Origin of the sequence: Pseudomonas sp. JZ114 (genome assembly GCF_051027705.1) — a bacterium.
In the GTDB taxonomy this organism is placed as follows: domain Bacteria; phylum Pseudomonadota; class Gammaproteobacteria; order Pseudomonadales; family Pseudomonadaceae; genus Chryseomonas; species Chryseomonas luteola.
Genome location: NZ_CP069256.1, coordinates 1,715,130 through 1,737,602 on the forward strand (window position 1 = coordinate 1,715,130; position 22,473 = coordinate 1,737,602).

24 protein-coding genes are annotated in these 22,473 nt (G+C 54.9%); 23 read left to right on the forward strand and 1 reads right to left on the reverse strand.

What is annotated here, in order from left to right:
• Positions 1 to 3: 3 nt before the first annotated feature.
• The 11 genes from fliJ (at position 4) to flhB (ending at position 8,294) form a co-directional block, all read left to right on the forward strand.
• Positions 4 to 450, forward strand: coding sequence for a flagellar export protein FliJ (gene fliJ / locus JQR90_RS08025; RefSeq protein WP_434156948.1), 447 nt, complete (start codon positions 4 to 6; stop codon positions 448 to 450).
• Positions 451 to 875: 425 nt separating this feature from the next.
• Positions 876 to 1,229, forward strand: a complete 354-nt coding sequence (locus tag JQR90_RS08030; protein ID WP_010797924.1) for an Hpt domain-containing protein — start codon at positions 876 to 878, stop codon at positions 1,227 to 1,229.
• A 74-nt stretch (positions 1,230 to 1,303) separates the two neighbouring features.
• Positions 1,304 to 2,623, forward strand: coding sequence for a flagellar hook-length control protein FliK (locus JQR90_RS08035; RefSeq protein ID WP_010797925.1), 1,320 nt, complete (start codon positions 1,304 to 1,306; stop codon positions 2,621 to 2,623).
• A 159-nt stretch (positions 2,624 to 2,782) separates the two neighbouring features.
• Positions 2,783 to 3,295 (forward strand): flagellar basal body-associated protein FliL, encoded by a 513-nt coding sequence (gene fliL, locus JQR90_RS08040; RefSeq protein ID WP_010797926.1) that lies wholly within the window; start codon positions 2,783 to 2,785, stop codon positions 3,293 to 3,295.
• 8 nt (positions 3,296 to 3,303) lie between these two features.
• On the forward strand, positions 3,304 to 4,275 hold the full coding sequence (gene fliM / locus JQR90_RS08045; RefSeq protein WP_010797927.1) for a flagellar motor switch protein FliM: 972 nt from the start codon (positions 3,304 to 3,306) through the stop codon (positions 4,273 to 4,275).
• A gap of 67 nt (positions 4,276 to 4,342) precedes the next feature.
• On the forward strand, positions 4,343 to 4,798 hold the full coding sequence (gene fliN / locus JQR90_RS08050) for a flagellar motor switch protein FliN (RefSeq protein WP_010797928.1): 456 nt from the start codon (positions 4,343 to 4,345) through the stop codon (positions 4,796 to 4,798).
• A 4-nt stretch (positions 4,799 to 4,802) separates the two neighbouring features.
• On the forward strand, positions 4,803 to 5,216 hold the full coding sequence (fliO, locus tag JQR90_RS08055) for a flagellar biosynthetic protein FliO (RefSeq protein WP_010797929.1): 414 nt from the start codon (positions 4,803 to 4,805) through the stop codon (positions 5,214 to 5,216).
• Between the two features lie 82 nt (positions 5,217 to 5,298).
• Positions 5,299 to 6,081 carry a flagellar type III secretion system pore protein FliP gene (gene fliP, locus JQR90_RS08060; protein ID WP_371106385.1) on the forward strand — a complete coding sequence of 261 codons (783 nt, stop codon included), beginning with the start codon at positions 5,299 to 5,301 and terminating at the stop codon, positions 6,079 to 6,081.
• Positions 6,082 to 6,094: 13 nt separating this feature from the next.
• Entirely contained in the window at positions 6,095 to 6,364 is a 270-nt protein-coding gene (gene fliQ / locus JQR90_RS08065) for a flagellar biosynthesis protein FliQ (RefSeq protein WP_010797931.1), read from the forward strand.
• A 3-nt stretch (positions 6,365 to 6,367) separates the two neighbouring features.
• Entirely contained in the window at positions 6,368 to 7,144 is a 777-nt protein-coding gene (gene fliR, locus JQR90_RS08070) for a flagellar biosynthetic protein FliR (RefSeq protein ID WP_010797932.1), read from the forward strand.
• A gap of 13 nt (positions 7,145 to 7,157) precedes the next feature.
• The gene (flhB, locus tag JQR90_RS08075; protein ID WP_073449636.1) at positions 7,158 to 8,294 is read left to right on the forward strand and encodes a flagellar biosynthesis protein FlhB; all 1,137 of its coding nucleotides are present in this window, start codon (positions 7,158 to 7,160) and stop codon (positions 8,292 to 8,294) included.
• A gap of 33 nt (positions 8,295 to 8,327) precedes the next feature.
• On the opposite strand, the gene sodC is transcribed toward flhB, so the two are convergent.
• Entirely contained in the window at positions 8,328 to 8,855 is a 528-nt protein-coding gene (gene sodC, locus JQR90_RS08080) for a superoxide dismutase family protein (RefSeq protein ID WP_010797934.1), read from the reverse strand.
• Between the two features lie 279 nt (positions 8,856 to 9,134).
• Here sodC and flhA point away from each other — a divergent pair, with 279 nt between their 5' ends.
• The 12 genes from flhA (at position 9,135) to JQR90_RS08140 (ending at position 22,441) form a co-directional block, all read left to right on the forward strand.
• On the forward strand, positions 9,135 to 11,234 hold the full coding sequence (gene flhA, locus JQR90_RS08085) for a flagellar biosynthesis protein FlhA (RefSeq protein WP_019365146.1): 2,100 nt from the start codon (positions 9,135 to 9,137) through the stop codon (positions 11,232 to 11,234).
• A gap of 10 nt (positions 11,235 to 11,244) precedes the next feature.
• Positions 11,245 to 12,573: a flagellar biosynthesis protein FlhF gene (flhF, locus tag JQR90_RS08090; protein WP_010797936.1), complete on the forward strand. Its 1,329-nt coding sequence runs from the start codon at positions 11,245 to 11,247 to the stop codon at positions 12,571 to 12,573.
• A 175-nt stretch (positions 12,574 to 12,748) separates the two neighbouring features.
• On the forward strand, positions 12,749 to 13,576 hold the full coding sequence (fleN, locus tag JQR90_RS08095; protein WP_010797937.1) for a flagellar synthesis regulator FleN: 828 nt from the start codon (positions 12,749 to 12,751) through the stop codon (positions 13,574 to 13,576).
• Positions 13,573 to 14,313 carry an RNA polymerase sigma factor FliA gene (fliA, locus tag JQR90_RS08100; protein WP_010797938.1) on the forward strand — a complete coding sequence of 247 codons (741 nt, stop codon included), beginning with the start codon at positions 13,573 to 13,575 and terminating at the stop codon, positions 14,311 to 14,313. Before fleN ends, fliA begins: the two co-directional genes overlap by 4 nt.
• A gap of 79 nt (positions 14,314 to 14,392) precedes the next feature.
• A complete protein-coding gene (locus tag JQR90_RS08105) occupies positions 14,393 to 14,767 on the forward strand; it encodes a chemotaxis response regulator CheY (RefSeq protein WP_173869067.1) in 375 nt (124 codons plus the stop codon).
• 19 nt (positions 14,768 to 14,786) lie between these two features.
• The gene (locus JQR90_RS08110; protein ID WP_010797940.1) at positions 14,787 to 15,572 is read left to right on the forward strand and encodes a protein phosphatase CheZ; all 786 of its coding nucleotides are present in this window, start codon (positions 14,787 to 14,789) and stop codon (positions 15,570 to 15,572) included.
• Between the two features lie 26 nt (positions 15,573 to 15,598).
• On the forward strand, positions 15,599 to 17,824 hold the full coding sequence (locus JQR90_RS08115; protein WP_073449639.1) for a chemotaxis protein CheA: 2,226 nt from the start codon (positions 15,599 to 15,601) through the stop codon (positions 17,822 to 17,824).
• A 28-nt stretch (positions 17,825 to 17,852) separates the two neighbouring features.
• On the forward strand, positions 17,853 to 18,956 hold the full coding sequence (locus JQR90_RS08120) for a protein-glutamate methylesterase/protein-glutamine glutaminase (RefSeq protein ID WP_010797942.1): 1,104 nt from the start codon (positions 17,853 to 17,855) through the stop codon (positions 18,954 to 18,956).
• An 85-nt stretch (positions 18,957 to 19,041) separates the two neighbouring features.
• On the forward strand, positions 19,042 to 19,782 hold the full coding sequence (locus tag JQR90_RS08125) for a flagellar motor protein (protein WP_010797943.1): 741 nt from the start codon (positions 19,042 to 19,044) through the stop codon (positions 19,780 to 19,782).
• 3 nt (positions 19,783 to 19,785) lie between these two features.
• On the forward strand, positions 19,786 to 20,607 hold the full coding sequence (gene motD / locus JQR90_RS08130; RefSeq protein ID WP_010797944.1) for a flagellar motor protein MotD: 822 nt from the start codon (positions 19,786 to 19,788) through the stop codon (positions 20,605 to 20,607).
• A gap of 92 nt (positions 20,608 to 20,699) precedes the next feature.
• The gene (locus tag JQR90_RS08135; protein WP_010797945.1) at positions 20,700 to 21,491 is read left to right on the forward strand and encodes a ParA family protein; all 792 of its coding nucleotides are present in this window, start codon (positions 20,700 to 20,702) and stop codon (positions 21,489 to 21,491) included.
• 77 nt (positions 21,492 to 21,568) lie between these two features.
• The gene (locus tag JQR90_RS08140) at positions 21,569 to 22,441 is read left to right on the forward strand and encodes a CheW domain-containing protein (RefSeq protein ID WP_010797946.1); all 873 of its coding nucleotides are present in this window, start codon (positions 21,569 to 21,571) and stop codon (positions 22,439 to 22,441) included.
• Positions 22,442 to 22,473 lie beyond the last annotated feature (32 nt).

Below are 22,473 nucleotides of genomic sequence, written 5' to 3' on the forward strand. Positions count from 1 at the left end.
ATCATGAAAGGTCGTGCTGAGCGGTTGACCCCAGTGATAGACATGAGTGAGCAGGAGGAGCGGGACGCTGCTCGGCAATTAGGTAAGTATCAGACACAACTGATGCAGGCAGAGCAAAAACTTGCTGACCTGCAGCGCTACCGGGACGATTACCACAAGCAATGGCTGAATGCGGGAAGTCAGGGTGTGTCAGGCCAGTGGATGATCGGTTATCAGCGTTTCCTCAGTCAGTTGGAGGATGCCATTGCGCAGCAGGAGCGGAGCACTAACTGGCACCGCGATGTTGTCGAAAAGGCACGCCAATCCTGGCAGCAACGATACGCACGCTTGGAAGGTTTGAAAAAGCTGGTAGAGAAATATCGCCAGGAACAGCGGCTGGTTGAGGACAAGCGAGAGCAGAAGCAGATGGATGAGTTTTCCCAACGGCTTTTGCAACGGGTTCGGATGTAAGGAAAAAGGGCCGGCCTTTTTGCAGGCCCTTTTTATTTCTTGCCAAACCTTCTAAAAGAGATCCTGAGGGTTGGCAGCCAATTTTCCAGCAACATAGATCCTCTGTTGCTCATTCGCTGGAATTTTGACGTCGGGCTTATGTTTACCTTCCAAAGTCTGGTAAAAGAGCAATTACCAGAGCGCCTTCCAGCGTAAGTCCACTGATATAAACGGTAGTAATGAGCGCTTTAGAACAAATTATTGTGTTCCAGGGGTGCCATTAGAGTGCCAGCTTTGCCAAAATCGCACTGACAGAAGGTTTGTTTAACCTAACTCCTAACGGAGGGCTTGATATGTCAGCGTTGTGTAGCAGAGCTCTTACGTTTCATCCTCATGTTACTTTGCCATTTCGTCTGGCATCTTTGGCCTGATGAGTGAGTCCTACCATGTCATTGCCACACTTAGATACCGATACTCTGCTTGCCCTGCAGGAAATTATGGAGGACGAGTACGGTAATCTGCTCGACACCTATATTTCCGACTCGGAAGAGCGTATCCGTGCGTTGAAGGAGGCCTATGCCGAACAGGAGCTGGTACAGCTTCGGCATGTGGCTCACAGCTTCAAGGGAAGTTCCAGTAACATGGGCGCCGTCGTTCTGACAAATCTTTGCCGGGACTTGGAGGAAGCTGCCCGTCGAAACGCTCCCTTGTCCGTTATAGATGAAAAGATCGAAAGCGTTCAACGCGAGTTTGCCATTGTGCGCATTCTGTTCAAGTCGGAACGGCAACGGCACGCGTGATTTTCAGCCGTTTTTCTTAAAGCTGGCCCAGCGTTTGCTTCTCTAGCTCCAGATACCTTAACTGGAGCAATTTTATGGCTGTCGCCTCTGACTTCATTTTGTCGTCGACGCCTGATATCAGCTCGGCCAAGACCGCGTTCAAAGCGCCGTTCAAGCCCGCTGAGTCAACTCGCAGCGATACCCCACGTTTCTCGGATGTTTATGCCAAAGAGCAGCAGCCTGCTCGTAATGAGGTGCGTACTCGCGATACGGATCCAAAGTCCGTGAAGCGCGAGGCTTCCGCATCGCGTCACGATAGCAAGGTTAACGACAGCGAGACTGGCGAGTCTGTTTCCTCAGACGTAAAGCAGAAAGAGACCTCTGGATCTGCCGATAGCGGCAAGGCCTTGCCGGTGGCCGATGAGCACGCCTCTGTTCCAGACGCGCAGCTGGACCCGTTATTGCTGCTTGGCATGACTGGAACCCTGCCTACGGAAGTGGCACCTTTGCCGGTTCCAAATGCTGTCAGCTCTTTGACGTCCCTGACGGAAGATACGCTGACATCGGGTATTACGTCAGCGCTTCCACAGGGGCTGGATCAAGTGGCTTCCTCGAATGACCAGGCTGCCTCTTCTGATGAGACTGCTGGCCAGCTGCTGGCCCAGGCCGGTAGTAAGCTACTTCAGACTACCGATACAGCATCTGGCACTGCTCAGGCCAATACAAGTCAAGGCTCATCTAAACAGGCCGAGGTTGTAAATGCTCTTCTGGCTGCGGCCGCTCAAAGTCAGCCTGCTGAGGGTGAGGCCGCCCTTGAAGCATTGCAGGGATTAAAAGATATCGATGATAGGGCCTTGCCTGACGGTCGAAACGAGACCTTTGCAGACAAGCTGAATAGCTTGTCCCAGACAATGGGAACGCCTGTGCAGACGGCTCGTCCCGTTGCGCCTACAGTGCCGGGCCAACCGCTGGCAATGAATCAGTCCGACTGGCATGAAGGTGTAATTGATCGAGTCATGTGGATGTCGAGTCAGAACCTCAGGAGTGCTGACATTCGGCTCGAACCGGCCGGGTTGGGGCGTCTTGAAGTTCGTATCGATATGACTAACGACCAGGCTCAGGTCACTTTTGCTAGTCCGCATGCGGATGTTCGTGATGCACTCGACAGCCAGTCTCATCGCTTGCGAGACATGTTCGTGCAGCAGGGGATGACGCTTGATGTAAACGTCTCGGATCAATCAGCGCATCGTAACTGGCAGGCCGCACAGCAGGACACGGGAACCGGAGGGCGACGGTCTTCGAATACTGGGTCAGGTAGCGAAGATCGTGCGATTGATGAAGTGGCAGGTACCTCAAGTGAGACGGTAGCGCGCACAATAAAGAGAAATGATGGAGTGGTGGACTTCTACGCTTGACCGGGACGCCTCCCGCAGGTGATGAGGTCCGTCTTACCAAGGGCGAATCTGACGGCTACGCCTCAAGCGATTGGCTAAAGATGAATGTATCAACAAAACTGCTGTTATTCCCTCTGCGTTTTAGGGCTGTAGGCGGTTCACTCAATTACGGATGTAAGCATGGCCAAGAAAGAACAAGCGGCTGATGACGCGGCCAAACCCGCTGGCAAAGGCAAGCTCAAGCTCATCATCATTATCGTGGTCGCATTGTTGTTGACGATAGGGGCTTCGGTAGGTGCAACATGGTTCATCATGAACAAGAAGGTTCATGATGCCGAGGCCGCAAAGGCGGAGCCCACCACTCCTGTCCGACTGCCTGCCATCTACGAAAAATTAACGCCATCTTTTGTGGTCAACTTCAATGTGAACGGCAGGCAGCGTTATATGCAGGTGGGTGTGGCGCTGATGGGACGCGATCAGGCAAAGATGGATGAACTCAAGGCTCATTTGCCCCAGGTACGCAATCAACTGGTCATGCTGCTTTCTGCCCAGAGTTATGACGCCTTATTGACGCCGGTTGGCAAGGAGTTGCTACGTCAACAGGCAACTTCCAAGATTCAGGAGCTTGCTCAGAAGCAGGTGGGTCAACCTACGGTCGAGCAGGTTTTGTTCACTAACTTCGTCCTGCAATAGGGATTGCCATGTCTGTACAAGATTTACTGTCTCAGGATGAAATCGACGCGCTTCTTCACGGAGTCGATGATGGTCTTGTCGAAACGGATCCTATAGCGCCTACAGGCTCGGTCAGGGGATATGACCTGACCAGCCAGGATCGTATCGTCCGTGGGCGGATGCCGACATTGGAGATGATCAACGAGCGCTTTGCCCGCTATACCCGGGTCAGCATGTTCAACCTGCTTCGTCGCTCGGCTGACGTGTCCGTAGGGGGTGTGCAGGTCTTGAAGTTCGGTGAGTATGTTCGCTCGCTGTATGTACCGACCAGCTTGAACATGGTGAAGATCAAGCCTTTGCGTGGTACGGCACTGTTTATTCTGGATGCCAAGTTGGTGTTCAAGCTGGTAGACAACTTCTTTGGTGGCGATGGCCGTCACGCCAAGATTGAAGGTCGTGAGTTTACGCCGACCGAGCTGCGTGTTGTACGCATGGTGCTTGACCAGTGCTTCGTTGACCTTAAAGAGGCCTGGGGCGCAATGCTCGCGTGTCAGTTCGAGTACATCAACTCCGAAGTCAACCCGGCCATGGCAAATATTGTCAGTCCGAACGAGGTGGTAGTGGTCAGCTCGTTCAGCATCGAGCTGGATGGCGGTGGCGGTGAGCTGCATATCGCCATGCCATACTCAATGATCGAGCCTATCCGCGAAATGCTGGACGCCGGCTTCCAGTCGGATGTGGATGATCAGGACGAGCGCTGGGTCAAGGCTATGCGCGAGGACCTTCTGGATATCCGTGTACCGCTGGAAGCGACGGTGGTGCGTCGTCAGCTCAGGCTACGTGACATCCTGCATATGCAGCCTGGCGATGTAATTCCGGTTGAGATGCCGGAGGAAATGCTGATGCGCGCCAATGGTATGCCAACTTTCAAAGTAAAGATGGGGGCTCGTAAAGGAAACCTGGCCTTGCAAATCATTGAACCGGTCAAGAACTCTCGCTGACGCGATTTTGACTGAATGCTTTTATTTCTTTCGAGCCGTAGGCTCACCGTTTTAGATTGAGGTTAAGATGGCAGATCAAAACACCAACAGCGAAGAACAGGCTCTGGCTGATGAGTGGGCCGCGGCGATGGCAGAGGCAGGCGACTCCAATCAGGATGAAATCGATGCGATGATGGCTCAGGGCTCGAACCCGGCTTCTCGCGCGCCTGTAGAGGAATTTGCCGGGATCCAAGGTAACAATCAGCAGATTACAGGTATGGAAGGTCCGAACCTGGATGTGATTCTGGACATTCCTGTCATGATTTCGATGGAAGTCGGCCATACCGACATTTCCATCCGGAACCTGCTACAACTGAATCAGGGCTCGGTTATCGAGCTTGATCGCCTGGCGGGAGAGCCGCTCGATGTACTGGTCAACGGTACCTTGATTGCTCACGGCGAGGTGGTGGTGGTTAACGAGAAGTTCGGTATCCGGCTGACCGATGTCATCAGCCCCAGTGAACGTATCAAGAAACTACGCTGACCTTATGCGAATGCTCATTGCTCTACTGGCGACCTTGCCGCTTGTCTCCCAGGCGGCTGAAACAGCTGCACCGTCAACCAATATGGGATCGCAGCTGACACAACTCGTGTTGGGTCTGCTGCTGATCATTGGCCTGATTTTCGGGCTGGCCTGGCTTATCCGTCGGGTACAGCAGGTGGGGCCGCGTGGCAATAATGCTATCAAATTGGTAGCCACCCAGCATCTGGGGCCGCGAGAGAGGCTGGTGCTGGTGCAGGTAGGGCAGGAGCAAATACTCGTAGGACTCACGGCTGGGCGCATTACTCCCTTGCATGTGATGAAGGAGCCGGTTCGCCTGGCCGATGAGCAACCGGCTTCGCCTGAGTTTGCTCAACGGCTTTTCGAGCTGATCAGCCGTGACCCAAAGGATAAGTCATGAGATTCGACTCATTGAAGTCTTTCGCGCGAGTGGTGCGGAGAATGAACTGGTGCTGACTGGTACAAGCGGTGTGTTTACGACGTTGTTGAAATCCCATCTTCGTTTGCTTCGTAATTGCCTGCTTGTGCTGGTAGCACTGGCGGCACCTTTGGCGTTTGGGCAGGAAAATGGGGCTAATAATCCGTTGTCCATTTCCGCTATTACCATGAGTACAAACGCCAACGGCCAGCAGGAGTACTCCGTAAGCCTGCAGATCCTGCTGATCATGACGGCGCTGAGTTTCATTCCAGCGTTTGTCATGCTGATGACCAGCTTTACGCGGATCATCATTGTGTTCGCCATTCTCCGCCAAGCCCTGGGCTTGCAGACAACGCCGTCAAACCAGGTGTTGATCGGACTGGCACTGTTCCTGACATTGTTCATCATGGCGCCGGTCTTTGATCGCATCAATAACGATGCCTTGCAGCCCTATATGAATGAGCAGCTGACGGCCCAGGATGCAATTGCGCGGGCAGAGGGGCCAATCAAGGACTTCATGTTGGCGCAGACCCGGCAATCCGATCTGGACATGTTCATGCGGCTATCCAAGCGTACAGACATCGCCACACCTGATCAGGCGCCGCTGACGATCGTGGTTCCGGCCTTTGTGACATCCGAATTGAAAACAGCCTTCCAGATCGGCTTCATGATCTTTATTCCATTCCTGGTAATTGACCTTGTGGTAGCCAGCGTGCTGATGGGGATGGGCATGATGATGCTTTCACCGATGATCATCTCGTTACCGTTCAAGCTGATGCTGTTCGTGCTGGTTGACGGTTGGTCGTTGATCATGGGTACGCTGGCTGGCAGCTTCGGTACTGTCTAAGAGGAGATACCCCATGACGCCTGAAGTAGCCGTAGATCTGTTTCGCCAAGCGCTCTGGTTGACGGCATTGCTGGTGGGCATCCTGATCGTGCCGAGCTTGCTGGTGGGCCTGGTCGTTTCAATGTTCCAGGCCGCTACACAGATCAACGAGCAGACCTTGAGTTTTCTGCCTCGACTGATTGTCACGTTGTTGACGCTGATTGTCCTAGGGCCTTGGCTCACCCGTGAGCTGATGGAGTTCATGCGCAACATGATCACCAATGTTCCGATGTTGATTGGTTAAATCATGCTTGAGCTGAGTGATGCGCAGATTGGCGGCTGGGTCGGTACGTTCCTGCTGCCTCTGTTCCGTATTGCTGCCGTCTTTATGACGATGCCTATCATCGGGACCAACATGGTTCCCGCGCGCGTAAAGCTCTATATGGCACTGGCCTTTACCGCTCTGCTGGTGCCTACGCTGCCCCCCATGCCGCAGGTCGATGCCGTGAGCGTACAGGCCTTGCCGCTGATTGCAGAGCAGATCCTGATTGGCGCTCTGATGGGTTTTAGCCTTCAGCTGTTCTTTCACGTCTTCGTGATTGCCGGGCAACTGCTCTCCACCCAGGCAGGACTTAGCTTTGCATCAATGGTCGATCCGGCCAATGGGATTTCGGTGCCTGTGCTGGGGCAGTTCTTCAACGTACTGGTGACGCTATTGTTCCTGTCCATGAACGGACACCTGATTGTCATGGAAATCCTGGCGGAAAGCTTTACCACGCTACCGGTTGGTCAGTTGCTGTCTGTTGACCATTTCTGGGAGCTGGCCGGTAAATTGAGTTGGGTGCTTGGTGCCGGCGTATTACTGGTCTTGCCTGCCATTACAGCATTGCTGGTCGTGAACCTTGCTTTTGGCGTAATGACCCGCGCAGCGCCTCAACTCAACATTTTTTCTATTGGCATGCCCCTAACCGTGTCGCTGGGTTTGGTCATTATCTGGATTGGTACAGCGGATATCTTTTCGCACTACGAATCATTAGTCACTGAAGCGCTGCAATGGCTCCGAGAGCTGGTGCGGGCGCGATAGGCAGGAGGTCGTCATGTCGGACGAATCCAGTAGTGAAGACCGTACAGAGGAGCCTACCGACAAACGTAAGCGAGAGGCGCGCGAGGAAGGGCAGTTACCCCGATCCCGTGAGCTTGGCACGCTGACGGTTGTAATGGGAGGGCTCATAGCGCTTCTGGCGTTTGGTTCAGTACTTGGGGACGCTTTACTCGACCTGATGCGCGGCAGTTTTTCACTGAACCGTGAGGCCGTTCTGGATGAGCGGAACATGGGGATCATGCTGCTAACATCCGGCAAGGCCGCCATGTTGGGCATGATGCCGGTTTTTCTCGTCCTTGTGCTGGCTGCCGTTATTGGCCCGATTGCACTGGGAGGCTTCTTGTTTTCCAGCAAATCCCTTCAGCCCAAGTTCAGTCGAATGAACCCTCTTTCAGGACTCAAGCGCATGTTTTCGACCCATGCGCTGATGGAGTTGGGCAAGGCGCTGGCCAAGTTCGTTCTGCTGCTAACCATCGCTATCATGGTTCTCTTGTCCGAGCGTGATGCGTTGCTGTCCATTGCAAAGGAGCCTTTAGGCAGTGCCATTATCCATAGTATAAAAGTGGCGGGACATGCAGCGTTGATGGTGTCTTTAGGGCTATTACTTATCGCAGCTATTGACGTACCGTTCCAATGGTATAGCAACAAGAAAAAGCTGATGATGACCAAGCAGCAGATTAAGGATGAATACAAGGACAGCGAAGGCAAGCCCGAAGTAAAAGGGCGGATGCGCCAGATGCAGCGCGAAATGGCGCAACGTCGCATGATGACCGCCGTGCCAGAGGCCGACGTCATTATCACCAACCCAACACATTATGCTGTGGCGCTAAAGTATGACGCTGCAACCGGTGGGGCGCCGATCCTGGTAGCCAAGGGTAGCGACTTTGTGGCATTGAAGATTCGTGAGCTTGCCCAGGAGCACGCCGTTACGACGCTTGAATCACCCGCCCTGGCGCGAGCAGTGTACTATTCCACTGATATCGATAGAGAGATTCCGGCAGGGCTTTACATCGCTGTGGCGCAAGTGCTGGCCTACGTTTATCAGCTCAAGCAGTACAAAGCTGGTCAGGGCCGGCGTCCAGAGCAACCGCATGAGCCGCCTATCCCGCCGGATTTACGGCGTGACGAGTAGATAAGAAAGGCCCCGCTGAACGGGGCCTTCTTGTTACTTGATAACCCCGCACGCCATCCGGGCTCCACCACCGCCTAGCGGTTTGGGATGATCCGAGTGGTTATCGCCGCCTACGTGAACCATGAGGGCGTGACCTTTGATTTCATTCAAGTCCTTGAGGCGCGGCGCCAGCACGGGCTGAGAGGCTGTTCCGTCGCTTGTGACATAAAGGGCGGGCAGATCACCTTTATGGCCGTCGCCCCAGGGAGCGTCATGCTTGCCGGTATTCTCAGGGTCCCAGTGACCGCCTGCGGCGCCTGCCGGCATGTTCTTGCCATCGACTTCTGCAGCGTCACAGCTGGGTTTGGCATGAATATGGAATCCATGTATCCCTGGCTCCAGCCCTTTTAGCTCAGGTGTAAATACCAAGCCGTAGTCAGTCTTTACGATGGTGACGCTGCCTACACTTTCGCCCGGGCCTTTCTCTGTTGCGATATTTAATGGAACAGTCACGGCGTCATCCGCCTGGGCCATACCAGCGAGTCCTGCTGACATCAGCGTTACGGCAATCCATTTTTTCATCGGGTTCTCCTGTTATCCACTTTATGCGCGTCTTGTGAAGGGACCTCATATGCGTGTTCAGGTTTCCTTATTACGGTGCTCGTATCAACAGTGGCTAAAGGCCGGTCTCAAGAAAACAGCCTGGCAGCCCGATATAACAGGCGCAAACGCAACAAATTCAAACAAAAAAGGAACTTGGCCCGTTGCTTGCTGAATAGCCTGTATCAAGACGCTCTGACGTCAAAAGATTGATATGCAAGGCATTCAAGAGGAACGACTGTGAAAGTTAATCACGGGCAAATGTTGACCAATGTTCGCAGCCTGAGCCGCGGTAACCTGGCTGTACCGATATTGGTTCTGGCCATGCTCGGCATGATGACATTGCCGATCCCGCCGTTTCTGCTGGACGTGCTGTTTACCTTTAATATTGCGCTGTCGATCGTAGTATTGCTGGTAAGCGTTTATGCGCTACGGCCCTTGGACTTTGCGGTGTTTCCGACGATTCTGCTCGTGGCCACGTTGCTGCGCCTGGCATTGAACGTAGCGTCTACACGTGTCGTTCTTTTGCATGGTCATGATGGCCATGCCGCTGCCGGTAAGGTGATTCAGGCCTTTGGTGACGTTGTTGTTGGCGGCAACTACATCGTCGGTGCAGTTGTGTTCGCCATCCTCATGATCATCAACTTTGTTGTGGTGACCAAGGGTGCCGGTCGTATTTCTGAAGTATCAGCACGTTTTACCCTGGATGCCATGCCCGGTAAGCAGATGGCCATCGACGCTGACCTCAATGCTGGTGTGATCGATCAGGCCGAAGCCAAGAAGCGTCGTGCCGAAGTAGGGCAGGAGGCTGATTTCTACGGCTCTATGGATGGTGCGAGTAAATTCGTGCGTGGCGACGCCGTTGCCGGTTTGTTGGTTCTGTTCATCAACCTGTTTGGTGGCATTGCTATCGGTATGTTGCAGCATAACTTGAGTATTGCTGACGCTGGTCGTATCTATGCGCTGCTGACTATTGGCGACGGTCTGGTAGCACAGGTGCCTTCGCTACTGTTGTCCGTTGCAGCGGCCATTATGGTGACGCGTGTTTCTTCTTCGGAAGACATGGGTCAGCAGATCAACCGACAGATGTTCGCCTCGCCCAAAGCGCTTATGGTCTCAGCTTGTATCATTATCGCCATGGGACTGGTTCCCGGCATGCCACATGTGCCGTTTCTGGGCCTGGGTTTTCTGGCGGCTGGTGCCGCCTATATGATCTGGGATCGTCAGAGAAAAGCAAAGCAAGCAGTAGAATTAGAGTCTAAGCGTCAGCAGGAGCTGGCCCCCGTACAGCGCCCCGCTGAAACCAAGGAGCTGGGCTGGGATGACGTAACGCCTGTCGACATGGTTGGCCTGGAAGTAGGTTATCGCCTGATTCCCTTGGTGGATCGCAACCAGGGCGGTGAGCTGCTAACGCGTATCAAGGGTGTTCGCAAGAAGCTGTCCCAGGACCTTGGCTTCCTTATGCCTGCTGTACATATTCGCGACAACCTGGAGCTGATGCCCAATGCTTATCGTTTGACACTGATGGGCGTGAATGTTGCGGAAGCCGAAATCTATCCGGACCGCGAACTGGCTATCAACCCGGGTCAGGTATTCGGCACGTTGAATGGTGTGATTGCCAAAGATCCGGCGTTTGGCCTTGATGCGGTTTGGATTGACGTCAGTCAGCGTGATCAGGCGCAGTCCCTGGGCTATACCGTGGTCGATGCCAGCACGGTCGTTGCGACCCACCTCAACCAGGTTCTCCAAAAGCATGCCCACGAGCTGTTGGGGCATGAAGAAGTGCAGCAATTACTGCAGCTTCTGGCCAAGAGTTCGCCCAAGTTGGCCGAAGAACTGGTGCCAGGCATGATTTCCTTGTCTACGCTTCTTAAGGTATTGCAGCAATTGCTGCAGGAGCAGGTCTCGGTACGTGATGTTCGCACGATTGCTGAGGCTATTGCGAATGTGGCGCCGCGTAGTCAAGATCCCGCCGTCATGGTTTCGTCGGTTCGTGTGGCGCTGTCCCGTGCAATCGTCCAGAACATCATTGGACTGGAGCCCGAGCTGCCTGTTATTACGCTGGAACCGAGATTGGAACAGATGTTGCTTAATGGTATGCAGAAGGCCGGACAGGGTGTTGAAGATGGCATGTTCCTGGAACCAGGAATGGCCGAGAAATTGCAGCGCTCTCTGGTAGATGCAGCACAGCGTCAAGAAATGATGGGTAAGCCAGTCGTGTTACTGGTAGCCGGTGCGATTCGCGGGATGATGTCCCGCTTCGCGAGAATGGCAGTTCCCACTATGTCTGTGCTGGCTTATCAGGAAATTCCGGATAACAAACAAGTCACCATTATCGCAACGGTTGGCCAGAACGGCTGAGGTTTGAACCATGCAAGTTAAACGCTTTTTTGCTGCTGATATGCGTCAAGCCATGAAAATGGTTCGTGACGAACTGGGTGCAGATGCCGCGATCCTGAGCAATCGCCGTGTTGCCGGTGGCATTGAGCTGACCGCTGCCCTGGATTATCAAGCGCCGACTCCCACTGCGCCGAATGCTGCGCTGGAAGCCGAGCTGCGTAAAACCCAAGTGCGTATCGCCGAAGCCCACGCTGAACTGGCCATTCGCTCGCCTAACCAGGGTGTCGCTGCGCCGCAAGCCAACGCTAGTCAACTCTTTGGCAGTGAGCAGATCAGCGCTCGCCAGGAACCTGTTATCTCCGAGCCCAAAGTTGCCCAGCCAGCACCTGCCGTTGCCGCCGCGCCTTCTGCCGAAGAGCGCCGCGCGCTGGATGCCATGCGCTCCGAGATCACCGGGCTACGTGAATTGATTGAAGTGCAGCTGGGCTCTATCGCCTGGGGCCAGATGCAGGACAAGCGTCCTGACGAAGCAAACTTCTGGCGCCGCCTGCAACGCATGGGACTTCCGGCTGATCTGTGCCGTGACCTGATGGCGCGTGTGGCAAGTGTGAACGAGCCCCGTCAGGCCTGGCGTATGCTGCTGGCCCATCTGACCCAGGCAATTGACACGCCCCAGGTTGATCTGCTGGAAGAGGGCGGTATCGTCGCGTTCGTCGGTCCTGCCGGATCGGGCAAGACCACTACGCTGTCCAAAATGGCAGCGAGCTATGTTCTGAAGTATGGCGCGCAAAGTCTTGCGCTGGTCACCATGGATAGCCATCGCATCGGCGCCCAAGAGCAAATCAAGACGTTGGGTCATATTCTCGATGTGCCGGTTACCGTTGTAGATCCACGTCAGTCGCTGGCTCAGGCGCTTGAGCCACTGGCTCGCAAGCGTATGGTCCTGATCGATACGGCAGGTATCCCAGCCAATGACCCCTCCCTGCGTCTGCAGTTGGAAGCGCTGGCTAATGAGAAACTGAAGATTCGCAACTATCTGGTCATGGCTGTAACCAGCCAGAGCCAGGTGCTGAAAGCGGCTTATCACAACTACAAGGGGTGCGGTCTGGCTGGTTGTGTTCTGACCAAACTGGATGAATCCGCGACGTTGGGTGAAGCTCTCGGTATAGCCATTAGCCATCATATCCCGGTAGCCTATCTCTCCGACGGTCCTCGCATCCCTGACGACCTGCATATTGCGCGCAAGCATCAGCTGGTTAGCCGTGCAGTCAATCGTCAGCTGACCGAGGAGCCAGCAGAGGAAACCATGGCGGATATGTTTGCCGAGCTTTATCAAAAGCCGGCCAAGCGCGTCGGTTAAGTTACAGTTTTTTGCAAGTTGGGTAAGGTTTTTGCAACAGAAGGTTTACAGGCGTCGTAGTGTCAGAAAGCAGTACACGCTTCAGGTTTAGTGCCAGCTGGCTCGTTAGCATAACGATCTGGCTACACCATAAGTGCCCTCTACGGGCTGGCTGGTTTTTCATAGGTGTACAGCAATGGGTATGCATCCCGTACAGGTAATTGCAGTGACAGGCGGCAAGGGAGGTGTTGGGAAAACCAACGTTTCGGTAAACCTTTCGCTGGCGTTGGCTGAACTGGGCCGACGTGTCATGTTGCTCGATGCCGACTTGGGCTTGGCAAACGTCGACGTTTTGCTCGGTTTGACTCCGAAGCAGACGCTCGCCGATGTGATCGAAGGCAAATGTGATCTTCGCGACGTGATTTTGCAAGGCCCTGGCGGTATCCGGGTCGTTCCGGCCGCTTCCGGTGCGCAAGCCATGGTGCAGTTGTCGTCTCTTCAACATGCCGGTCTGATCCAGGCATTCAGTGACATCAGCAACGATATCGATGTGCTTGTTGTCGATACGGCTGCCGGCATCGGTGATTCGGTCGTGAGCTTTGTACGGGCTGCCCAGGAGGTACTTCTGGTGGTCTGTGATGAGCCTACTTCGATCACGGACGCTTATGCGCTTATCAAGATGTTCAACCGCGATCATGGAATCACGCGGTTTCGCGTACTGGCGAATATGGCATTGACGCCCCAGGAAGGTCGCAATCTCTTTGCTAAGCTGACCAAGGTAACTGACCGTTTCTTGGATGTGGCTCTGCAGTATGTGGGTGCGGTTCCTTTTGATGAATGTGTACGGAAAGCCGTCCAGAAGCAGCGGTCCGTATACGAAGCATACCCGCGCTCCAAAGCCGCTCTGGCTTTCCGGGCTATTGCCCAGAAGGTGGATGCTTGGCCCTTGCCGGCCAACCCACGCGGTCACTTGGAGTTTTTCGTCGAACGATTGGTGCAACCCACTGTAGGGCCAAATGTATGACAGCGTCCAGCGGTCTCCGTATGTACAGTAAATCTCAGACCCATTCACAGCAGGAGCAACTGATCAATCAGTATGCGCCGCTGGTCAAGCGCATTGCCTATCACCTGTTGGCGCGTCTGCCTGCCAATGTACAGGTGGAAGATCTCATGCAGGCCGGCATGATCGGCCTGCTCGAGGCCTCCAAGAAGTACGATGCCGGCAAAGGTGCAAGCTTTGAAACCTATGCCGGTATCCGTATCCGCGGAGCCATGCTGGACGAGGTTCGCAAAGGTGATTGGGCACCTCGTTCGGTGCATCGTAACAGCCGTATGGTGGCCGATGCGATTCGTGCTGTTGAAGCAAGAACGGGTCGTGACGCTAAAGATCCTGAAGTTGCTGCCGAACTTGGTGTAAGCCTTGAAGAATATTACGGCATTCTCAATGACACATTGGGAAGTCGCCTGTTCAGCTTCGATGACTTGATGGAAGAGGGTGAGCACGGTCTCGAAGAGAGCGGAGCCCATGATTTCGAGCCAGGTCGAGGACTGGAAGATGATCGTTTCAAGCAGGCCCTGGCGGAAGCCATTGCCAATCTTCCAGAGCGTGAGCGTCTCGTCTTGTCGCTGTATTACGACGAGGAGTTGAACCTAAAGGAAATCGGAGAGGTGCTTGGGGTAAGTGAATCCCGAGTCTGTCAACTGCACAGTCAGTGCGCAGCACGTCTGCGGGCTCGTCTGGCTGAATGGCGTTCGCGCTAAGGCAAAACACTAAGCATGTATGGCATGCCTTTGAAAAGGCATGTCTGGGGTAAGGATGGAGGTCGACTTGGACAAAGATATGAAAATTCTCATCGTGGACGATTTTTCCACCATGAGACGCATCATCAAGAATCTGCTGCGAGATCTGGGGTTCACCAATACTACCGAGGCCGACGACGGCTTGACGGCGTTGCCGATGCTGCAAAGCGGCAACTTCGACTTCCTGGTAACGGACTGGAACATGCCGGGTATGACCGGTATCGACCTGCTACGGGAAGTCCGTGCCGATGCACGCCTGAAGAACCTGCCTGTTCTGATGGTAACGGCCGAAGCCAAGCGCGAACAAATTGTCGAGGCAGCTCAAGCGGGTGTGAATGGTTACGTTGTGAAGCCGTTTACTGCCCAGGTGCTCAAAGAAAAGATCGACAAGATCTTTGAGCGGGTCAACGGCTGATAACCATCTCGAGGATGTTATGGACCTTGGCAGTAAATCATTCGAAGACCTGGAATCGACCCTGAAAAAGCATGCCCAAGAGCTGGTTGCCAGCCTTGAAGATGGCAATTTCAGCCAGGCAGTGCAGCTCATCAATGAGCTCAATCAGGTGCGAGATCGTGGTCTGTATCAGGAAATCGGCAAGCTGACGCGTGAGTTGCACAACGCGATCGTCAACTTCCAGATCGATCCCCAGGCGTCCTATGCCAATGAAGTAACAAACATTGCAGACGCCACCGATCGCCTAAGCTACGTTGTGGAAATGACGGAGCGTGCTGCCAACCGTACCATGGACTTGGTCGATGCCAGCACACCGCTTATCGAATCATTTGGTAAGGACGCTCATGACCTCCACGCCGAGTGGGGCCGCTTTATGCGGCGCGAGCTCAGTGCCGAGGAGTTCCGCGAGCTGGCCAAGCGCGTCGGTGCGTTTCTGGGGCGCAGCGATGAGGACGCCCACAAGCTGTCTTCGTTGCTGAACGATATCCTGTTGGCGCAGGACTATCAGGATCTTACCGGTCAAGTCATCAAGCGTGTGACGAACCTTGTTACACAAGTCGAGCGCGATCTCGTCAAGCTGGTCCGTATGGCCGGTCAGGTGGATCGTTATGCAGGAATTAGCCACGACCACGTCAAGGCCATCGAAGAAATTCAAAAAGAAAAGTCTTCGAAGGGTGAAGGTCCGCAGATTCATGCCGATAAAAGAGAAGACGTCGTATCCAGCCAGGATGACGTAGATGACCTTCTGTCCAGCCTTGGTTTCTAAACCTGGCCTTTTTGGAGAGTGCATGAATGAGCTTCGACGCCGATGAAGAAATCCTCCAGGATTTCCTGGTAGAGGCCGGCGAGATTCTCGAATTGTTGTCCGAGCAATTGGTGGAACTCGAAAGCCGCCCGGATGATATGAATCTTCTCAACGCCATCTTCCGTGGATTCCACACGGTAAAGGGAGGGGCAGGCTTCCTCCAGCTGCACGCCCTTGTTGAGTGCTGCCACATTGCCGAAAACGTGTTCGACATCCTGCGTAAGGGTGAGCGCCGCGTTGATGCCGAGCTGATGGACGTTGTCCTTCAAGCTCTGGATACGGTAAACGAAATGTTCGGCCAGGTACGTGAGCGTACTGAGCCGACACCGGCTACTCCTGAGCTGCTGGCTGCCTTGGCACGTCTGGCGGAGCCTGAAGGCGCCGAACCTGCTCCCACTGCCGTGGAGCCGGTTCAGGTCCCTGTGGTTGCTGTCCAGGCACCTGCTGCCAGTGATGTAAGCGACGATGAGTTTGACCGACTCCTCGATGCAATCGGGAATGAGCCTGCACCTGTGGCAGCCGTTGGCTCAGCCGTACCTGCATCTGGCGACGAAATCACCGATGACGAGTTTGAATCTCTGCTGGATCAGCTGCACGGCAAAGGCAAGTTCGATGCTGCTGTTGCAGCGCCGTCCGAGCCTGCCAAGGCTGCTGCTCCGGTAGCCAAGTCAGGTGACGAGATCACGGATGACGAGTTTGAATCTCTGCTGGATCAGCTGCACGGCAAAGGTAAGTTTGATGCTGCTGTTGCAGCGCCGTCCGAACCTGCCAAGGCTGCTGCTCCGGTAGCCAAGTCAGGTGATGAAATCACGGATGACGAGTTCGAGTCTCTGCTGGATGAACTGCATGGAAAGGGCCGTTTCGATGGTGGTGTTGCGGCTGCTCCTGTAGCGCCTGCACCTGCTCCGGTTGCCAAGGCAGCATCTGCTCCTGTGGCGAAGCCCCAGCCTGCAGCGGCCCCTGCACCGACAGCCAGCGCAGCACCCAAAGCTGAACCGCGTGCGGCGGCGGCCCCGGCAGGCGAGAAGCCGGCCAGCGAAGCTGAAACAACCGTGCGTGTGGACACCGCCCGTCTCGACGAGATCATGAACATGGTCGGTGAGCTGGTGCTGGTGCGTAATCGTCTGGTTCGTCTTGGGCTGAACAGCGGCGATGAGGCCATGGCCAAGGCTGTATCAAACTTGGACGTTGTGACAGCGGATCTTCAGACCTCGGTCATGAAGACGCGCATGCAGCCAATCAAGAAGGTATTCGGACGCTTCCCGCGTCTGGTTCGTGACTTGGCGCGCAACCTGAAGAAAGAAATCAACCTTGAGCTTGTGGGTGAAGAAACCGATCTCGACAAGAACTTGGTAGAGGCCTTGGCTGACCCGCTGGTGCACTTGGTGCGCAACGCGGTCGACCATGGAATCGAGGAGCCTGCCGAGCGCGAGAAGAATGGCAAAGCCCGTGCGGGCCGTGTCGTTCTGTCTGCGGAGCAGGAGGGCGATCATATCCTGTTGGCCATTTCCGACGATGGCAAAGGGATGGATCCCAACGCTCTGCGCGCCAAGGCTGTTGAAAAAGGCCTGCTCGATAAGGATGCGGCGGAACGTCTGACCGATCTTGAATGCTACAATCTGATCTTTGCACCAGGCTTTTCAACCAAGACCGAAATCTCCGATATTTCCGGTCGTGGTGTGGGCATGGACGTGGTGAAGACCAAGATTACACAGCTTAACGGCACGGTAAACGTCTTCTCCAACAAGGGGCAGGGCTCCAAGATTGTGATCAAGGTCCCGCTGACCCTGGCGATCATGCCAACCCTGATGGTAATGCTGGGCGATCAGGCCTTTGCATTCCCACTGGTCAACGTGAACGAGATCTTCCACCTGGACCTCTCTCGCACCAATGTGGTCGACGGTCAGGAAGTGGTCGTGGTTCGCGACAAAGCACTGCCGCTGTTCTACCTCAAGCGCTGGCTGGTCAAGGATGCGGCTTACGATGAGCAACAGCAGGAAGGTCACGTTGTTATCCTGTCGGTCGGTACGCAACGCATCGGTTTTGTTGTGGATCAACTCGTAGGTCAGGAAGAAGTAGTCATCAAGCCATTAGGCAAGATGTTGCAAGGAACGCCGGGTATGTCGGGAGCCACCATTACAGGTGATGGCCGGATCGCATTGATCCTTGACGTACCGAGCATGCTCAAGCGCTACGCGCGCCGCGGTATTTGAGTCGAAGCCCCGCCGTTAGGAGTGTCATATGGCTGTAAGAGTGTTGGTGGTGGATGATTCGGGTTTCTTCCGCCGCCGTTTGACTGAAATCCTGGCGGGTGATCCCAATATTACGGTCGTCGGTACGGCGACCAATGGGCGTGAAGGGATTGATCAGGTGATGGCGTTGAAACCCGACGTCGTTACCATGGATTATGAGATGCCCTTCATGGATGGCATTACGGCCGTTCGGCACATCATGCAGAAGTGCCCGACGCCTGTTCTGATGTTTTCGTCGCTGACGCATGAAGGCGCTCGGGTTACGCTCGATGCGTTGGATGCGGGTGCGGTAGATTATCTACCCAAGAATTTCGAGGATATTTCCCGCCATCCCGAGAGCGTAAAGCGCTTGTTGTGCGAGAAGATCCATACCATTGCGCGCAGCAACCGCCGGTTATCGTCTGGAAGTGTGTCGGCCCATGCGCCTGCACCCACCTCGACAACCCCTCGCCCGGCGGCGCGGACTGCTTCGGCACATCCGGCAGGCTCCTCGGCTTCAGCGTCGGTGACCAGTGCTGCGCCACGGCGCAAGAATTACAAGCTGGTGGCCATCGGTACGTCGACCGGTGGTCCTGTGGCGTTGCAACGGGTACTGACCCAATTGCCTGCCAACTTTCCAGCGCCAATCGTGCTGATTCAGCACATGCCTGCCGCCTTTACCAAGGCGTTTGCAGAGCGTCTGGACAAATTGTGCAAGATTTCTGTCAAGGAAGCTGAGGATGGCGATCAGCTTCGTCCTGGGCTGGCGCTACTGGCGCCTGGCGGCAAGCAGATGATGTTGGATGGGCGTGGCGGCGTGAAGATATTGCCGGGCGATGAGCGACTGAATTACAAGCCCTGCGTCGATATCACCTTTGGCTCGGCGGCCAAGGTTTTCCCGGACAAGGTATTGGCGGTGGTGCTGACCGGCATGGGCTCCGATGGCCGTGAAGGTGCTCGCCTGCTCAAGCAGGCTGGTAGCCAGATCTGGGCGCAGGACGAGGCCAGCTGCGTGATTTATGGCATGCCCATGGCCGTGGTCAAGGCAAATCTGGCAGATGCCGTCTACAGTCTTGACGACATCGGTCGACACATTACTGACGCGTGCATGTAATGGTACCGCTCTTGCTAGACAGGAGCGGCGCCGGATTTGAATTTGACAGGTTTTGGCTTGCTGCCATGCCTTAGGGAGATGATGTGTGGATGTCTTGAGCCTGATTGGCATCCTGTTGGCCTTTATCGCCATCATTGGAGGTAATTTTCTTGAGGGTGGCACCATTGCTGCTCTACTCAACGGGCCTGCTGCCCTGATCGTACTGGGCGGCACATGCGGTGCGGCCATGCTGCAGACGCCTATCCGTGTTCTCAAGCGCTCCCTGACAATGCTCAGTTGGGTTTTCTTGCCGCCAAGAGTCGACATGCCAGCCGGTATCAATCGCATCATTGGCTGGAGCATGTCTGCCCGTAAGGAAGGTCTGCTGGGGCTTGAACCGCTCGTGGATGCCGAACGTGATCCATTCGCTCGCAAAGGCCTGCAGCTGCTGGTCGATGGTGCCGAGCCTGAAGCCATTCGCAGCATTCTGGAAGTCGATATGTATGGCCAGGAAGATCGTGATATCCAGGCGGCCAAGCTGTTCGAGGCCATGGGTGGGTATGCGCCTACCATTGGGATTATCGGTGCCGTGATGGGGCTTATCCATGTCATGCAGAACTTGGCAAACCCTTCCCAGCTGGGTAACGGGATTGCTGTTGCATTCGTAGCCACAATCTACGGGGTCGCATTCGCTAACCTGTTACTGCTTCCGATTGCCAACAAGCTCAAAGGCATGGTGCTGCGTCAGACTCGCTACCGAGAAATGCTTCTGGAAGGTTTGCTGTCTATTGGCGAAGGTGAAAACCCTCGTTCCATCGAACTCAAGCTGCAAGGCTTCATGGAGTAACCGATGCGTCGCCGTCGACACGAGGAGCATGAAAATCACGAACGCTGGCTGGTGTCCTACGCGGATTTCATCACCTTGCTGTTTGCCTTCTTTGTTGTGATGTATTCCATCTCATCCATCAATGAGGGCAAGTACAAGATTCTATCCGAGACGCTGACCGGTATCTTTACAGAGCCGGATCGCTCCATGAAACCTATTCCCATTGGGGATCAGGTGCCTCGCAGTGTTCAGCCTACCATCGAGCAGAATACGCCTGCATCAGATAACGCGCCGGCGACTACTCAAGCAGTCGATCCGCTTGAGCAGATAGCAACCAGTATGCAGAACGCCTTTGGCGATCTCATCAATTCAGACCAGATGACTCTGAGGGCAACCGAGACCTGGTTGGAAATCGAGCTGAATTCCAATCTGCTTTTTCCTAGCGGGGATGCCATTCCAGGCGATCCAGCCTTTGGCTTGATGGCGAAGGTTGCCAAAATTCTGGCGCCTTACAAGAACCCGATTCAGGTAGAAGGGTTTACTGACAATATTCCCATCAGTACGCCTCAATACCCCACCAACTGGGAGCTTTCAGCGGCGCGATCCGCCAGTATTGCTCGGCTGCTGATTGGTGATGGCGTTACACCCGAACGGCTCGCGGTGGTCGGGTATGGCAGCTATCAACCAATAGCAGATAACTCCACCCCTGAGGGCAGGGCGCGGAACCGTCGGGTGGTGTTGCTCATTTCACGGAATGTCGACATTCACCGTGGCGTGAGTGGTTTTCAGGAGCGCTCCGCTTCTGGTAGAAATGGCACGCAAAGTGCACCTGCTCCCTCCAAGTAAGCGATAGAACCAATCGCTGTCAAATCTTCGCCGCTGGTATATCCAGCGGCTTGGCCTTGGCAATGCAGTACGCTGCCTGGGGAGGGTAGAACGTGAGAGTTTGGGCAATAGCCAATCAAAAGGGCGGAGTAGGCAAGACAACAACGTCTGTTTCGCTGGCAGGGCTTCTGGCTGACTTGGGCAAGCGTGTCCTGATGGTCGATCTTGACCCCCATGGCTCCTTGACGAGTTATTTTGGACAGGACCCGGATCGACTGGAACGCAGCGCCTTCGAATTGTTCCTGCATCAGGGGCAGGTTCCGGACGGGCTACCCAAGCAACTTCTGCTACCGACCAGCCATGAGCGCATCTCAATGCTGCCGGCCAGTACGGCGCTGGCGACCTTGGAGCGGCAATCGCCGGGGCAGAATGGCATGGGGTTGGTGATTTCCAAAAGCCTCGCGCAGTTGTGGAATGATTTTGATTATGCCCTGATCGACAGTCCGCCCTTGTTGGGCATTCTGATGGTCAATGCATTGGCGGCAAGCCAGCAGTTGGTCATTCCTGTGCAAACGGAATTTCTGGCGATCAAAGGATTGGAGCGCATGGTCAATACATTGGCCATGATCAACCGCTCCAGAAAACAGGCGCTTCCTTACACGATCGTACCGACGCTGTTCGACCGGCGTACCCAGGCTTCGCTGGGGACGCTCAAATACCTCCGAGACAATTACGTCGAGCACCTGTGGCAAGCGTTCGTTCCCATTGATACCAAGCTACGGGATGCCAGCCGTGCAGGGATAACCCCCTCGCAGAACGATGCGAATAGTCGTGGTGTCATTGCATATAGGGCGTTGCTTAAGCATCTGCTTGATATGCAGCCTGCCTCAATGAACGTCGCGTGAAGACATAGTGATGCAGTACTCAAGTTTTTGCGGTATCCAGCCGATAGTTTCTTCAATCTTGAAGTGTGATACGTGACATGAACCGTTCTACTAGCACTGAAATTCGTCCACAGCTGGCTTTGCAGTCCTATCTGGATGCGCTGCTGATGGAGGCGACACTCGAGCTGCCGGTAGAGACGCCTGCCGCCCTCCAGCATGAGGCGGTTGTCGTCTCGTTGGTTGAAGTGGTGTCCGTGGCTGCGCCTGATCCTGTTGCGCCTACGGCCCAAAGCGTGTCTTTGGACGAGTTCGAGGCGGCTGTACGTGAGGAGAAGGCACGCGATGCCCTGGTCAGGGAAACGCCTGCCCAGAACAGCCTGCCTGTGGTGCCGGTTGTTAAGCCTGTAGTGGCAGAGCCGGAAAAATTTGTCGATACCGTTATTCCGTTAAGAACTGTTCAGGCTGTCGAGCAGCAGGTGCAGCCTTTCAAGGTAAGCGACGACGGAAGGCCGGAATGGGCTGAAGAGCCGTTTGAATGTCTGTTGTTCGACGTGGCGGGGCTGACCCTTGCTGTGCCGCTGATATGTTTGGGAACGATTCATTCACTGGAAGGCCGCGAGCTGACGCCATTGTTTGGTCAGCCCGATTGGTTCCTGGGCATCCTGCCCAGCCCGCAGGGTAATTTGAAGGTATTGGATGCCGCGCGCTGGGTCATGCCAGAGCGCTACCGCGAAGACTTCAAGGAAGGCCTCCGGTTCGTTATCTCGGTTGAAGGGTATGACTGGGGAATTGCGGTACACCAGGTCAGCCGTTCGATACGTCTGGACCCTGCCGAGGTCAAATGGCGAACGCAACGATCCCAGCGGCCATGGCTGGCGGGAACGGTAATTGAGCATATGTGTGCCTTGCTGGATGTATCGGCGCTTGCGGCGCTGATTGAAAGCGGTGCTGCAAAGCAAAGGAAACAATAGAAGGGTTGACCTACGCTTAAGGGGTCGATTCT